The sequence below is a fragment of the Phytobacter ursingii genome (genome assembly GCF_001022135.1).
GTDB lineage: Bacteria > Pseudomonadota > Gammaproteobacteria > Enterobacterales > Enterobacteriaceae > Phytobacter > Phytobacter ursingii.
Map to the genome: position 1 here is coordinate 3,201,192 of NZ_CP011602.1, position 12,875 is coordinate 3,214,066.

Here is a 12,875-nt window from a genome sequence, read left to right on the forward strand (position 1 = left end):
AGGACGAAAATAATGAACAAAGTATTATTCGGCTACTATATCGGTCCAGATATCCAGCTGGATATCATCCATAAGCATCTGATTAATACCAGTGGGCGGCTTAAACCCGGCAAACGCGAACGCATTCCATTGCGCGACACCAAACTACGTTTGCTGATGTATTTACTGGCGCATGGCGGTAAAGGCGTGATTACAACACAGCGATTGATGATCAATGTCTGGGATAAATATGGCCTGCGCTCTTCCGCACCGCGTTTATGGCAGGTGATGCAGGATCTGAAACTGACATTGAGCATGATGGGCATTGACGATGATTTTATCAGCCGCGTGGATAATAAAGGTTATCAGGTCAACAGCGCTATCGTCACCGCCCTGTATTGCGAAAGCCGTCTGCAAAACCTGCCGATAGAAGACCTGGTCCCAGTAGACGAAAGCAAGGAACTTCACCCCTCTCTCTGACTCACACGCCGTTGTGCTCCGTTATGAACATCTGTTTTATATAGCCACAGGTTATATAAAAGATAGTTATGAAAGATGAAATTTCATAACTTTTCGATTTGTAAAGATGGGCATCGCTGTCTAGTTTTATCTGGCGAAACAAAACGCTCTCGCCCTTTCGGGAGAGCCATCAGCCTCTTTTTCACAGGTACATTTGTCGATGAGCGTTAACGAGACGGAGAGTGAATTCCCATTTGCTCTGCATCCCCATGAGAAAGATATTGAGCAACAGATTATTACCGATATCAAAGCGACGTTACTGGCCAGAAAATCCATGGCCACTAATAAGGACATCATTCTGGAACTGCTGCTAAGGCTGGAGACGGAACAGGAAATAGCAAAACTGGACGTCTATCGAAGTACACTGGAACGCGTGGTACACGCAACGCCTGACGATATCTGATTTGTGTCTCGTTTCCCCCACCTGCGGGTGGGGGTTTTTTCCCTCAATGCCCATTCCACCCCACTTTCTGGCTGCCAGACCTCTCAAAAACCTTACTGTTAATAAGCAATATGTGCTTATTCGTAATATTCATGAAAATTATTTATACAAATGACTTTTGCTAGTCAGCTAACTATTTTGGAGAGGCTTTTGTAACGAATGGCCATATGGTCTCCCCTTCTGAAGCCATGGATTTATCTTCAGAAGGGGTATTTTTTGGCATAAGGAAGGCGGAATCACTCGTTTTTGACACCGGCAACCACCACACGGTTACGTCCTTGCTTCTTCGCCGCGTACAAGGCGGTATCAGCTTTACCGATGAGCGCGCTGGCAATCATATGCTGAGGCTTGTCTTCCATGCGCATACTCTCGCAATCGAGCGTCGCCACACCAATGCTGATGGTTAAATAGCCCATCGGGCTTGCGGCGTGCGGCAATTTAAGGGCGTTAATATGCTCGCGCAGACGCTCGGCAACGGACAATGCAGCCGCTTTATTGGTATCCGGTAATATCACCAGAAACTCTTCGCCACCATACCGGCTGACATTATCATCCGGATGTACCAGCGAGGCCACCAGCGCCCTGGCCACAATTTGCAGGCACTCGTCACCGGCCTGATGGCCCTGATTGTCGTTATACAACTTAAAAAAATCAATATCTATCAGACAGATAGATAACGGGAAGTGACCATGATAAGACCGCGTGACTTCCGACAGCAAGCACTCGTCCATAAAGCGGCGGTTAAACAAACCGGTTAGATGATCGTGCTGGGCATGCCGTTGCAGTACCTGGTTCGCCCCCGCCAGCTTTTGTTCTGCCTGGCGACGCGCGGTGATATCCACCCAGGTTATCGATAACCCCACCACATTACTGCTCGCATCGGTCACCGCAATAGACTGTGCGTCATAACAGCGATCATGCCAGATCATTTCACGTCCAGGGATCTCTTCACCCATGTCCGCCAGCGCAAAATCTTCTTCGAAGAGATGCCAGAACTCCGGCATATGCTGGGACAGGAAACTCTCCGCCAGTTCGTGTCCGTCATTGTGTAACAGACGATGCATTGCCTTGTTGGACATCACCAGACGCCCCTGACGATCAATCATACACAGCGCAACAGGGGTCGTATCGTAGATGGTCTCCAGTTGCAGGACACGCTCGCCAAGGGTGGAAATGTTGCGGTCAACACCACGGTAGCCACAGAGTTCACCCTGTTTATCGAAGAGAGGGATACCACTGGTTTCCAGCACGACAATCCGCCCATCCGCGCGCTGGTTACGATTCACCAACCCGGAAAACGCCCTTTTTTCCTGCACAATCTCCATAAAGGCGCGTCCCACACGCTCGGCTTCCCCTGGCGGCATAAAATCGAACGGCGTCTTGCCAATCACCTCTGATGGCGGATAGCCAAGCAAACTGGTGACCACATCTGAAGCCCAGGTATAACGTCCTTGCGCATCCACTTCCCACACCCAATCTGAATTTTGATTCAGTAAATCATACAGATGCTGCACATCAACATCATGCAGGGGCAACGATTTTTCTTTATCACTCATGAATGTTATCCGCATGTCCCAAAACCGCCCGGACAGCAAGGGCAAAATGGTGTTGACGCCTGACTATACGCTGTAGCGATAGCTGAATTATCTATTATTGATACAGTAAATGTTAACGTTTTACTAATATGCTGTAACGATAACAATTTAGAAAGGCTGAAACGCGCCCGCCCCGTTTATGGCGCCGGTAACCCTGTTTTGCATCACCGAGTTCAGTCGCCAACGAAGTGACACAGCCTGTCAACGTCCTGTGCATAATGGCTGGATTCCAGAACATCATTACCCATTGGACGGAGTGCGCGATGACCGTAACGGCAGAACAACGAGAACAAATACTGGCGGATTTTCACCGTAAATGGCCCCTTTCCGCGCTGCAGAACCTGACGCTGGAACAGTACATTTGCCTGGGCGATAAGAATACGCTCGCTTACTGGCTGGAGTTTGGCGAAGGTCGTTTTCTGGGGTCGATTAAAGGCGGCGATGCGTCGAAGTTTGGCATCTATGAGCGTAAAAAGCAGGCCAAAGGCGAGCGTGGATTTATCTCATCCGATGACCGCTATTCCTGGAAAAATAAGTACGGACACACGGCTGCGGAAGCCTTCGCCGCCATCAAAGCACATATTCTGACCCTCGTCAGAGCGGCTCAGGCAGGTGATACCGAGACTATCGAGGCGCTGGATTTTGAAATTGCCCTAAAGTGGAAGCTCGCCTTCCTTTATCAGGATCATGATCAGCCATGTGTGTTGCCCATATACAAACTGCAGGCGCTGCAGACCTTGTTGCCCGATAACAGGAATCTTACGCACCCCGACGCCTACCGCATATTGCTGGCTAAACGTGGTAATAACCCCCTGATTCAATACGGTCTGGATCTCTGGAAAGAGAGTGAAGCGGAAAAAGACGATTCGCCAGCCCGGAGCCTGGACGATATTACCGATGATGAGAGCGAACCTCATGTTGAGCAACCCGTCGTGGCATTAAACCAAATCCTCTATGGCCCGCCAGGAACCGGTAAAACCTGGAATACGGTGAATCATGCCCTGGCCATCCTCGATCCTGCGTTTCTTGATGCTCATCGCGACGAGCGACATCTGCTCAAAGCGCGTTTTGATGCACTGACTAATGAGGGACACATTGATTTTGTCACTTTCCATCAAAGTTTTAGCTACGAAGATTTTGTCGAAGGTATTCGCGCGGACATTACAGATAGCGGCGCAGGATTGCAGTACCGTATCGAGGATGGCATTTTCAAAAAGGTCTGTCTCCGGGCGCAAACGCTCCCTGCACAGCCTCACGTTCTGATCATTGATGAAATCAACCGCGGGAATATTTCGCGCATTTTTGGCGAACTCATTACCCTGATTGAGCCATCAAAACGTCAGGGGCAAAGCGAGGCGCTGGACGCCATCCTGCCCTACTCGAAGAAACGTTTTAGTGTCCCCGGCAACCTGTATATCATCGGCACGATGAATACCGCAGACCGCTCGCTGTCCGGACTGGACATTGCCCTGCGCCGCCGCTTCACCTTCATTGAAATGCTTCCACAACCGGAATTGCTGGACGATGTGGTCATTCGCCATGAAGAGGGGGATATTCAGGTCGGTAATCTGCTGCGCGTCATCAACCAGCGTATTGAAGTCTTGCTGGATCGCGACCACTGTCTGGGGCACGCCTGGTTTATGCCGCTGCATGCAACGCCCACCCTGCCAACGCTGGCCTCTATCTTCAAAAACCAGGTCATTCCGCTGTTGCAAGAGTACTTCTTTGAAGACTGGCAGCGCATTAACTGGGTGCTGAATGGTCATCACCCCGACAGGATTACGCCGCGTTTTATCAGCCCTCCCGCCGGCGGCCCATCGCTGGAAAAGCTGTTTGGTAAAGAGGTAGCCGCAGAACTCAGCGACAGACGCTGGCAGTGTAACGAGGCGGCCTTTCTGTGCCTGGAGAGTTATCGTCTGATTCTGCGGGAGGCCGAGTGAAAACAACGTGGATAACGGTTCGCGAACACGCGCGCCTGACCACCTCGGACGTAACAGACACCCTTGATCGCGCGCAAATCGGTGCCAGCGCCTTCGACTGGCTGTGCCAATTGCAGGCCGGATTCAGTAAGCAAGGTGCCAGACTGGTGGAGGTGGAAGATCGCCGCTGGCTCCGGCTGGACAGCTATGTCGGCATCATCCATACCCCATGCGGTACGGACATCGAAATTCTGCCCAAGCATGTTGCCGAGGATGACTCGCCGGAGAACAGCCGGGCCCTGCTGTGCAAACTGATTGCTTCCGCGCTTAATTTGCCGTACCGGGAAACCGGCACGGCGGACCTGCAACTGTTTCGCTTCCCGCTCACCGAGTGGATCATGCGCCAGTTTTTAAACGCGCTGGATCGATTACTCAAACGCGGGCTACGTTTTGATTATCAGCAGGTTGAGGAAGAGCAGCCGTATTTACGCGGACAACTGGATATGGCCAGACAGATGCGGCAACCGCCGGGGCGTGAGCACCGTTTTCACCAGCGTCACGCGGTGTTTTTGCCGGACAGGCCGGAAAACCGTCTGTTGCGTCTGGCGCTGAATACGGTGTGCCAACAGGCCAGGGAGGCTGACAACTGGCGACTGGCCCATGAGCTGCATGCCATCATGCAAGCGATCCCCGCCAGCCGACAGGTAAAACTCGATTTCGCCCACTGGCGAAACGACCGTTTGCTAGCCCACTACCAGCCCATCCGTCCGTGGTGTGAGCTGATCCTCGGGGAACAGATTCCGCTGGCGGTTCAGGGGCAGTCGAAAGGAATCAGCCTGCTCTTTCCGATGGAGCGCCTGTTCGAACAACACGTCGCGCGGACGCTCAAACAACAGCTTCCCCCGACAGTATATCTTCGTCCCCAGGCGGCGAGTGAATACCTCTGCCGTCATGACGATAAAGATATGTTCAGGTTAAAACCGGATTTGTTAATGGCGCTCGGAAGGCAAAAATGGCTGCTGGATACCAAATGGAAACGCCTGGATGCCGGGGCCCGCGACAATAAATATGACCTTGCGCAGCAAGATTTCTATCAGATGCTGGCCTACGGTCATAAATACCTGGAGAGCAAAGGAGAGATGGTGTTGATTTACCCTAAAACACGGGAGTTCCCCGCGCCATTAAAACCCTTTTTCTTCTCGCCTGAGCTGATACTCCATGTCTGGCCCTATGATCTGGAGAACGACATCCTCATGGTATCTGAGGTTCATTCGCTGCCGCTCGCAGGCAGTCCCCATACACATGTTCATACCGATGCCGCCTGAAAAGGCGGCTTTATTCAGGAGGATGGATTAAAAACGTCAATCCGCAGACGAGATAAAACAATCAGATGCGCTGAAAAAGGGGATTCGCCCCTCCATTTATTGCTTCGGCTTTTGCGAAACATTACGCCCCGCACCCGTATCAAGGCGGGTGATATCGTACAAGCCAACCGCCGTGATAAGCGCGATAATCACAAACCCCAGCTTAAAGGCTATCCCCTGAATATCGCCGATATCCAGCGCGTCGGTAATTAGCGCGCCTGCGCGAATACTCAGCGCGCCCAGCGTGACCCCCAGACCATTCGCCAGTTGTAACGACGTACTAAAGAGCGTATTCGCCGAACTCATCTCCGTCGTCGGCACCTCAGCAAACGCCAGTGAGCTAATGCCGGTAAACTGCATTGAACGGCTCAAACCGCCGATAAACAGCAGCGCAAGGGTCAGCAGTTGCGGCGAGTCTGGCGCTAAAAAAGCGCAGAAAAACAGCGATAACACGCAAATTATCCCGTTGCCTGTCAGCAGTTTTTTAAAACCAAAGCGGCGAATCAGCGGTGTGGTGGCTGGCTTCATCGCCAGGTTACCGGCAAACACCGCCAGTACCAGGGAACCGGCTTCAAAGGCACTCATTCCAAAGCCTACCTGGAACATCAAGGGCAGCATAAACGGTGCGGCGCTGATGGTGGCGCGGAAAATAAACCCGCCACGCATGGTGATGCGAAAGGAATGCACCGACAGCGAACTCAGGCCGATTAACGGCGCAGGCGCACGCCGCAAATGGCGAATACTCCATACCAGCGCCAGTACGCCAACGGTTAGCGTCGCCCCGGCACTCACCACACTCACAGGCTGCTGACTGAACATTTCCAGCCCCGCCACCAGGCACAGCATGGTTAACCCCGTGGCGATAAAACCGATCACATCGAAGGGACGCTTTTCATCCGCGGACAACCCAGGCATCAGTTTCAGTGCCAGAACAATAGCCACCAGCCCCAGCGGCACATTCAGGAAAAAGATCCAGTGCCAGCTTGCGTAGGTGGTAATAAAGCCCCCCAGCGGAGGGCCTATAATGGGGGCCACCAGCGCAGGCCAGGTCAACGTGGCGATAGCTTTAATCAGTTGATCTTTTGGCGTGGTCCGCAACACCACCAGCCGTCCGACCGGCACCATCATTGCGCCGCCCACTCCCTGTAAAACGCGCATCAGCACAAATCCGGTGACATTTTGCGTTAGCCCGCAACACAGCGACGCGACGGTAAAAATCAGCAGGGCGAGGCTAAATACCGTTCGCGCGCCAAAACGCTCTGCCACCCAACCGCTGGCCGGAATCAGCATCGCCAGCGTCAGTAAATAGGCGCTGATGCCGATATTCAAATCAATCGCGGAAACGCCAAAAGCGTTCGCCACATCCGGCAAGGCCGTCGCGATCACCGTGCCATCCAGAAACTCCATAAAAAATGCGCTGGCAACCAGCAACGCCACCCCAGAAATACGCCCGCTACCGGTCACTTTGCTTTTGGGTGTTTGCATCTGGGGTGTCTCAGACGAGGCCATAACATGTTCTCAGCATAGATAACGTCCATTTTTCACAATGGTCTGACAGGCACGGAAAAGTTGTTATACCAAAAATACATACCCACGGTTAAGCCAATTTTCCCTTGATTGTCCTCAGGTTGATTTTTTGCAATGTATCCCGCTCCTTTCTCCTTTCCGGCGAGGTGGTGTCTACGCTTTCTTTGGCGCCGGTAACAGAGGCTGACAAAAATGTCAGCAAAATGTCAGCTCGCTGTTGGCAATAACGCGATAAAATCACCGTCATCATCACATCTGTCCGTGGCGACAAAGGAAGAGCATCCATGCGACTTCTGCTGGTCGAAGATGAGGAAAAAACCTCGTCCTATATTTATCGCGCCCTCAGCGAACTGGGTTTTACCGTGGACGTCGCCGCCAACGGCACAGAAGGTTTACATCTGGCGGTGGAATTTGACTATGAGGCCATCATTCTGGACGTGATGTTGCCAGGCCTTGACGGTTACAGCGTGTTAAAAGGCCTGCGCGCCAGTAAAAACACGCCGGTTCTGATGCTTTCTGCGCGTGGCTCGGTTGATGAGCGGGTTAAAGGACTGCGGCAGGGGGCGGATGATTATCTGCCCAAGCCGTTTTCCCTGATAGAACTGGTCGCCCGCATTCAGGCGTTGCTGCGCCGACGCTCCAGCGACGGCACGGACACCACGCAACTGCAGATCCATGATTTGCACCTCGATCTGTTGGCCCGCCGGGTCTCACGGGCCGGAGACCGTCTGGAACTTACGGCGAAAGAGTTTGCGCTGCTCAGCCTGCTCGCCCGCCATAAAGGTGAAATCCTCTCCAAGATGATGATCGCAGAACAGGTGTGGGATATGAATTTTGACAGCGATGCCAATGTCGTTGAGGTGGCGATTAAACGTCTGCGGGCCAAAGTAGATGCCCCCTACCCCGTTAAACTGCTGCATACCGTTCGGGGCATGGGATATGTCCTTGAAACACGGCCGGAGAGCCCCACGAAATAGAGCCAGTCTATGCTGAAACGTTCGATTTCAGGACGCCTTGCATTAATGTTTGCCCTCGCCTCAGTGCTGATCGTCTCGGCGATCGGCTTTTTGTTGCGCAGCACTCTGCATGAATCGTTGCAAAAACAGATGTACAACGAACTGCTGTTCAGGGAGTCGCTGATGGAACCCTGGCTGCTTTCGCGGACCACCCTGCACAGCTGGCAAATGCTGCCCACCAAACTTGCCGATATGGCGACAGCCGAAGGCGGACGGGTCAAGTATTGGGTATTGAGCGACGATCCGCACTTTCAGGTCGGCGGCGAACCGCCGGAAGGCGTTAACTGGGCAACGCTGCCCGATGGATTTAGCGAAGCGCCTGGGGCGACAAAAGAGTCTTGCTCCCTTTATATTCTGGTCAAGCAGATACCCGCGCGCGGCGAGCGGCCAACGATTCGCTATGTGATTGCCATTGATTCCACCCCGTATATGGGCACGCTGGAGGAGTTCACGCGCACTCTGCTACTGATCACTGCCCTTGGGGTGATGCTGGTGGCCCTGCTGGGTTTTATGATCGCGCGTTTCGGCATGCGCCCTGTCAATACCATGAGCGAGCAGGCCCATAAGTTGGCTCCCGGCGATCATGGTCAGCGGCTTGATACCGCCACCTTGCCGGATGAACTGCAAACGCTGGCGGAAGCCTTTAATGGCGTACTTGAGCGACAAGAAGTGGCCTGGCGGCAACTGGAAAGCTTTAACGCCGATGTGGCCCATGAGCTTCGCACGCCGCTAACCAACCTGATAGGGCAGACGCAGTTGGGTTTATCCCGCGAACGTTCGGTTGAAGAGCTGGAGGATTTGCTGGAATCCAATCCGGAAGAACTGGCGCGAATGACATCGATCGTCAATGACATGCTGTTTCTCTCGCACGCCCAGGCCGGGGAACATGCCACCGAGCTTACCGAAGTGTCATTGCGCGAAGTGGCATGGAAAACCGCCGAGTATGTCGAACCCTCATTTGCCGAGAAAAACCTCGCCATCCATGTGGAAGGGGATATCGTCGCCTGTATTGACCGTCGGCTATTCCACCGTTCGCTGGCAAACCTTCTGGAAAACGGGGCCCGACATGCAAAGCCGAACACCACCATAACCGTTTCCATTCGCCAGCGGCATGAGCATGCGATCATTGCCGTTGCCAACGTGGGTGAGCCGATCGCCGCAGAGCATCTGGATCGCCTGTTTGAGCGGTTTTACCGTATCGATTCGTCTCGCACACGTAGTGACACGCACCATGGGTTAGGGTTATCCATTGTTCGCGCGGTCGCGCTGATGCACCGTGGCGATGTGTTTGCTCGTAGTGAAAACGGCATCAATACGTTTGGTCTGTCGCTGGCGATCGGCAAGACCGATGCCGATGAGCATACTGTGGGTGGTAAATCAGTGCCTGATGAGCAAACACAATTCAAAAATGCCTGAACAGAAAGGAAAACAGGAGGCTAAGCCTCCTGTTTTTCGGTTTATTTGTAGATAACCGCCACGCCGTGCATCTGGTTTTCGCCACCGGCCGCGACGATGCGGTAAGAACCCGCCCCCGCCTCATCCGCTTTTTGCGCCAGTTCCTGATGCAAGTCTGACAGCGTGGTCGCGCCCGATGCCGAAACCGTCCCCATTTTTTGCAGGCCGCTACCGGACTCTACGGGCACCGCCGCCAGCGCGCCGGCAGAAAACAGGCCAACTATCATTGCGGTCATAATGCCTTTCGTCATCTTCATATTTCCACCTCGCAAAGAGAAAAGTCAGGAATATCCGCTGACATGAATGATTTTAGAAAGGCTGGCTGTCAGTACACTGACGCATAAATAACAGACGTGTCAGATAACAAAAATATACATTTATTTTAATTTATCCTTTAAATATTCTTATTAGCCTGCTTCGTTCGTATACTTACAAATACGAAATAAACAACAAGATTAAGCCACTATTTCAGTTTTTTTCGTCAATAGCCCGTCTGGACCCGCCACCCGCGCCGCATTGTTTACAAACCTGTCAGGAATGTCATTTTCACGTCACGCTAACGACAGCCACGCTGACATAAACTCCTCTCGCAAGGTAATAAACTGGCAATTATGTTGCGCACTTTCCTGTACCCAATACGATTCAGCGCATTCATATTTAGCAAAGAGGGAATATATTATGGCCATGCAAAAATCGGTTATCCTCGATATTCAGACATGGATTGATAATAATATTGACAAACCTTTACGGATTAATGATGTTGCCCACCGGGCAGGTTATTCCAAATGGCATTTACAGCGCCTCTTTCATCAAATTATTGATATTCCGTTAGGTGTTTATATTCGCAACAAGAAGCTGGAAGGCGCCGCCCACGACCTGAGTGCGACAAATGAGTCGATTATCACCATCTCCACACGCTACGGCTTCGATTCCCAGCAAACCTTCACCCGTGTTTTTACCCGAAAATACAGTATGCCGCCGGGTGCATGGCGTCGACACCACCAAACGAATGAGGGGTAGTTTTCCCTCGGCCACGTTATCGCCAAAGCCCCTCACCCCAAAGGGGCGAGGGGACCGTTCAATGCGGTTTGCCAGCACGGCAGCGTCTTTCCCCCCTCTCTCTCGCTGATTTGAACCTGTTCCAGGTTATGGGGTTCAGATCAACAGAGAGAGAGGAAAAAGCGAGCAGTCCGCTGGCTGGGGAGAAAGGTGAATCGGATTTAACATCGTGCTCGATCGGTCCCCTCTCCCTTAAGGGAGAGGGTTAGGGTGAGGGGAAATCGCGGCTCTGCGATCTGATGCCCTCACCCCGGCCCTCTCCCACGGGGAGAGGGAGAAAAGCGATCACGCCGTCCTTAACACCGCGTCAGACACCGTATTCATTTCACTTGCGCGATAGCGCGAACTCTCGGTGCGGAACACGCTCATCAGCGTTACCAGATGCTGCGCCTGATCGCGCAGATCTTCCGCCGCAGTGCTCGACGCCCCGACCAGTGCCGCATTTTGCTGAGTCACTTTATCCAGTTGGTTAATGGCTTCATTCACCTGCCCGACGCCCGACTCCTGCTCACGCGTCGTCACGCCAATTTCGTCGATCATCCCGGCGACATGGTGCGACTGCCGCACCAGTTCGCCAATGGTCGCGCCCGCATGATTCACCAGCGCCGTGCCGTTATCCACACGCTCAATGCTGTCCATAATCAGCGCCTTAATCTCTTTTGCCGCAGACGCAGAACGCTGGGCCAGCGAACGTACTTCGCCTGCCACCACCGCGAAGCCCCGGCCCTGCTCCCCTGCCCGTGCTGCCTCTACCGCTGCGTTCAGCGCCAGGATATTGGTCTGGAAGGTGATACCATCGATTACTGCAATGATCTCACTGATTTTGCGTGAACTTTGGCTGATCTCATCCATCGTACGCACGATGTTCTCAATCGCTTCGCCCCCTTTCGCGGCAATTTCGCTGGCCGTTGCCGCCTGTTGATTGGTGACCCGTACCGTATCTGCATTCTGTCGAATCGCCTGGCCGATTTGTTCCATGGAGGCGGCCGTCTGCTGCAAACTGGCAGCCTGCTGCTCGGTACGCTGACTCAGGTCGGTGCTTCCCTCCGCCACCCCATTTGCCCCTGCTGATATGGACTCACTGCTTTCCCGCACCTGATTGACGATACCGCTCAGGCTTTGTCGCATCTCATCCATCCCCGCCAGCAAACTGGTGCTGTCATCGGGAGCAAGCGTAATCCGGGTGGCCAGATTCCCCTTAGCAATTTCATGGACCACCTGTAGCGCATAGGCGGGTTCTCCCCCTAGTTGTCGCTTGATGTAGCGCGTAAAAAGCCAGGCAATGGCCATCCCCAGTAATGCGGCCACCCCGGCAATCATCAGCAGAGCGTCGCCAGAGGCACGGGCGCTGGCGGTGGAGGCCGCCGCCGCCGAGGTTGTGCTGGCCTGCTGGGTCTGGATCATGGCGGAAATCTCTTCAAACAGGCGAATCTGTAACGGCTGCATCTTCTCGACCGCCAGCGACTGGGCGTCCAGCATCTGACCATTCTTTGCCAGCCCCACGGTCTGGCGTACAACATTGACGTACTCCACCTGGGTGGTTTTAAAACTGTTCAGCATGTTTTGCAGGTCAGCGTCATGGACATTCGCCTGTAACTGCGCCACCAGCTCGTCATTACGTTTAATCGACAGTTCGGTGAGCTTTTCCTCTTCCATTTGGCTCTTTTCATCATCCTGAAACACCATGATGAACGTGGCCTTAGTGGCATTATTCAGGTTGTCCTTTAATGCCTGCATCGACAGCAAATTTGTCAGATGGTACTTTTCGTAGAACTCAATATGTTTACTGGTGTTATTCAATTCAGCCCGACCAAAAATCGCCACCAACAACCCAATAGCGATAATCGCGGCAAAGCCCGTGCCCAACAGCGCACCCAGAGAGAAATGTCTTTTTACTCGCATATATCCCTCGTTAAATGAATCCCGAAGCCCCTTACCGGTGAATATCCCCGCGCATTAGCCCCGCAGAAAGCAACTGCAGGCGCAAGAATGCGTAATCG

General features: G+C 53.1%; 12 protein-coding genes. 7 read left to right on the top strand and 5 right to left on the bottom strand.

Going from position 1 to position 12,875, the window contains the following annotated elements; translation table 11 throughout:
• The first annotated feature begins 12 nt into the window (after positions 1-12).
• Positions 13-459 carry a winged helix-turn-helix domain-containing protein gene (locus AB182_RS18630; RefSeq protein WP_052958871.1) on the top strand — a complete coding sequence of 149 codons (447 nt, stop codon included), beginning with the start codon at positions 13-15 and terminating at the stop codon, positions 457-459.
• Between the two features lie 199 nt (positions 460-658).
• Entirely contained in the window at positions 659-901 is a 243-nt protein-coding gene (locus AB182_RS18635; RefSeq protein WP_082137073.1) for a biofilm development regulator YmgB/AriR family protein, read from the top strand.
• Positions 902-1,176: 275 nt separating this feature from the next.
• Here AB182_RS18635 and AB182_RS18640 read toward each other — a convergent pair whose 3' ends face one another.
• The gene (locus AB182_RS18640) at positions 1,177-2,496 is read right to left on the bottom strand and encodes a sensor domain-containing diguanylate cyclase (protein ID WP_052958873.1); all 1,320 of its coding nucleotides are present in this window, start codon (positions 2,494-2,496) and stop codon (positions 1,177-1,179) included.
• A gap of 302 nt (positions 2,497-2,798) precedes the next feature.
• On the opposite strand from AB182_RS18640, the gene AB182_RS29765 reads away from it, so the two are divergent.
• Entirely contained in the window at positions 2,799-4,475 is a 1,677-nt protein-coding gene (locus AB182_RS29765) for an McrB family protein (RefSeq protein WP_052958874.1), read from the top strand.
• Positions 4,472-5,779 (top strand): McrC family protein, encoded by a 1,308-nt coding sequence (locus AB182_RS18650; protein ID WP_047371410.1) that lies wholly within the window; start codon positions 4,472-4,474, stop codon positions 5,777-5,779. The genes AB182_RS29765 and AB182_RS18650 overlap by 4 nt, the downstream gene beginning before the upstream one ends.
• A gap of 96 nt (positions 5,780-5,875) precedes the next feature.
• Here AB182_RS18650 and AB182_RS18655 read toward each other — a convergent pair whose 3' ends face one another.
• Together AB182_RS18655 and AB182_RS18660 are read right to left on the bottom strand one after the other, a co-directional pair.
• Positions 5,876-7,303: an MFS transporter gene (locus tag AB182_RS18655; protein WP_047373358.1), complete on the bottom strand. Its 1,428-nt coding sequence runs from the start codon at positions 7,301-7,303 to the stop codon at positions 5,876-5,878.
• Positions 7,304-7,415: 112 nt separating this feature from the next.
• Complete coding sequence (locus tag AB182_RS18660; protein ID WP_047371411.1) at positions 7,416-7,631, bottom strand: hypothetical protein; 216 nt, start codon at positions 7,629-7,631, stop codon at positions 7,416-7,418.
• Between AB182_RS18660 and AB182_RS18665 the strand changes: the two genes are divergently transcribed.
• Both AB182_RS18665 and AB182_RS18670 read left to right on the top strand, forming a co-directional pair.
• The gene (locus AB182_RS18665; RefSeq protein WP_047371412.1) at positions 7,630-8,322 is read left to right on the top strand and encodes a heavy metal response regulator transcription factor; all 693 of its coding nucleotides are present in this window, start codon (positions 7,630-7,632) and stop codon (positions 8,320-8,322) included. The two genes, AB182_RS18660 and AB182_RS18665, sit on opposite strands and share 2 nt — an antisense overlap.
• Positions 8,323-8,331: 9 nt before the next feature.
• On the top strand, positions 8,332-9,777 hold the full coding sequence (locus AB182_RS18670; protein WP_047371413.1) for a heavy metal sensor histidine kinase: 1,446 nt from the start codon (positions 8,332-8,334) through the stop codon (positions 9,775-9,777).
• Positions 9,778-9,818: 41 nt separating this feature from the next.
• Here the strand turns inward: AB182_RS18670 and bhsA are convergent, their stop codons facing one another.
• Positions 9,819-10,073 carry a multiple stress resistance protein BhsA gene (bhsA, locus tag AB182_RS18675; RefSeq protein ID WP_047371414.1) on the bottom strand — a complete coding sequence of 85 codons (255 nt, stop codon included), beginning with the start codon at positions 10,071-10,073 and terminating at the stop codon, positions 9,819-9,821.
• A gap of 421 nt (positions 10,074-10,494) precedes the next feature.
• Here bhsA and AB182_RS18680 point away from each other — a divergent pair, with 421 nt between their 5' ends.
• Positions 10,495-10,836, top strand: a complete 342-nt coding sequence (locus tag AB182_RS18680) for a helix-turn-helix domain-containing protein (protein ID WP_047371415.1) — start codon at positions 10,495-10,497, stop codon at positions 10,834-10,836.
• Positions 10,837-11,160: 324 nt separating this feature from the next.
• Here AB182_RS18680 and AB182_RS18685 read toward each other — a convergent pair whose 3' ends face one another.
• Positions 11,161-12,777, bottom strand: a complete 1,617-nt coding sequence (locus tag AB182_RS18685; protein WP_047371416.1) for a methyl-accepting chemotaxis protein — start codon at positions 12,775-12,777, stop codon at positions 11,161-11,163.
• Positions 12,778-12,875 lie beyond the last annotated feature (98 nt).

Coding starts and splice junctions, on each gene's coding strand:
- AB182_RS18635 (WP_082137073.1), top strand. CDS start 659: ATGAGCGTTAACGAGACGGAGAGTGAATTCCCATTTGCTCTGCATCCC.
- AB182_RS18660 (WP_047371411.1), bottom strand. CDS start 7,631: ATGGATGCTCTTCCTTTGTCGCCACGGACAGATGTGATGATGACGGTG.
- AB182_RS18630 (WP_052958871.1), top strand. CDS start 13: ATGAACAAAGTATTATTCGGCTACTATATCGGTCCAGATATCCAGCTG.
- AB182_RS18680 (WP_047371415.1), top strand. CDS start 10,495: ATGGCCATGCAAAAATCGGTTATCCTCGATATTCAGACATGGATTGAT.
- AB182_RS29765 (WP_052958874.1), top strand. CDS start 2,799: ATGACCGTAACGGCAGAACAACGAGAACAAATACTGGCGGATTTTCAC.
- AB182_RS18685 (WP_047371416.1), bottom strand. CDS start 12,777: ATGCGAGTAAAAAGACATTTCTCTCTGGGTGCGCTGTTGGGCACGGGC.
- AB182_RS18640 (WP_052958873.1), bottom strand. CDS start 2,496: ATGAGTGATAAAGAAAAATCGTTGCCCCTGCATGATGTTGATGTGCAG.
- AB182_RS18655 (WP_047373358.1), bottom strand. CDS start 7,303: ATGCAAACACCCAAAAGCAAAGTGACCGGTAGCGGGCGTATTTCTGGG.
- bhsA (WP_047371414.1), bottom strand. CDS start 10,073: ATGAAGATGACGAAAGGCATTATGACCGCAATGATAGTTGGCCTGTTT.
- AB182_RS18665 (WP_047371412.1), top strand. CDS start 7,630: ATGCGACTTCTGCTGGTCGAAGATGAGGAAAAAACCTCGTCCTATATT.
- AB182_RS18670 (WP_047371413.1), top strand. CDS start 8,332: ATGCTGAAACGTTCGATTTCAGGACGCCTTGCATTAATGTTTGCCCTC.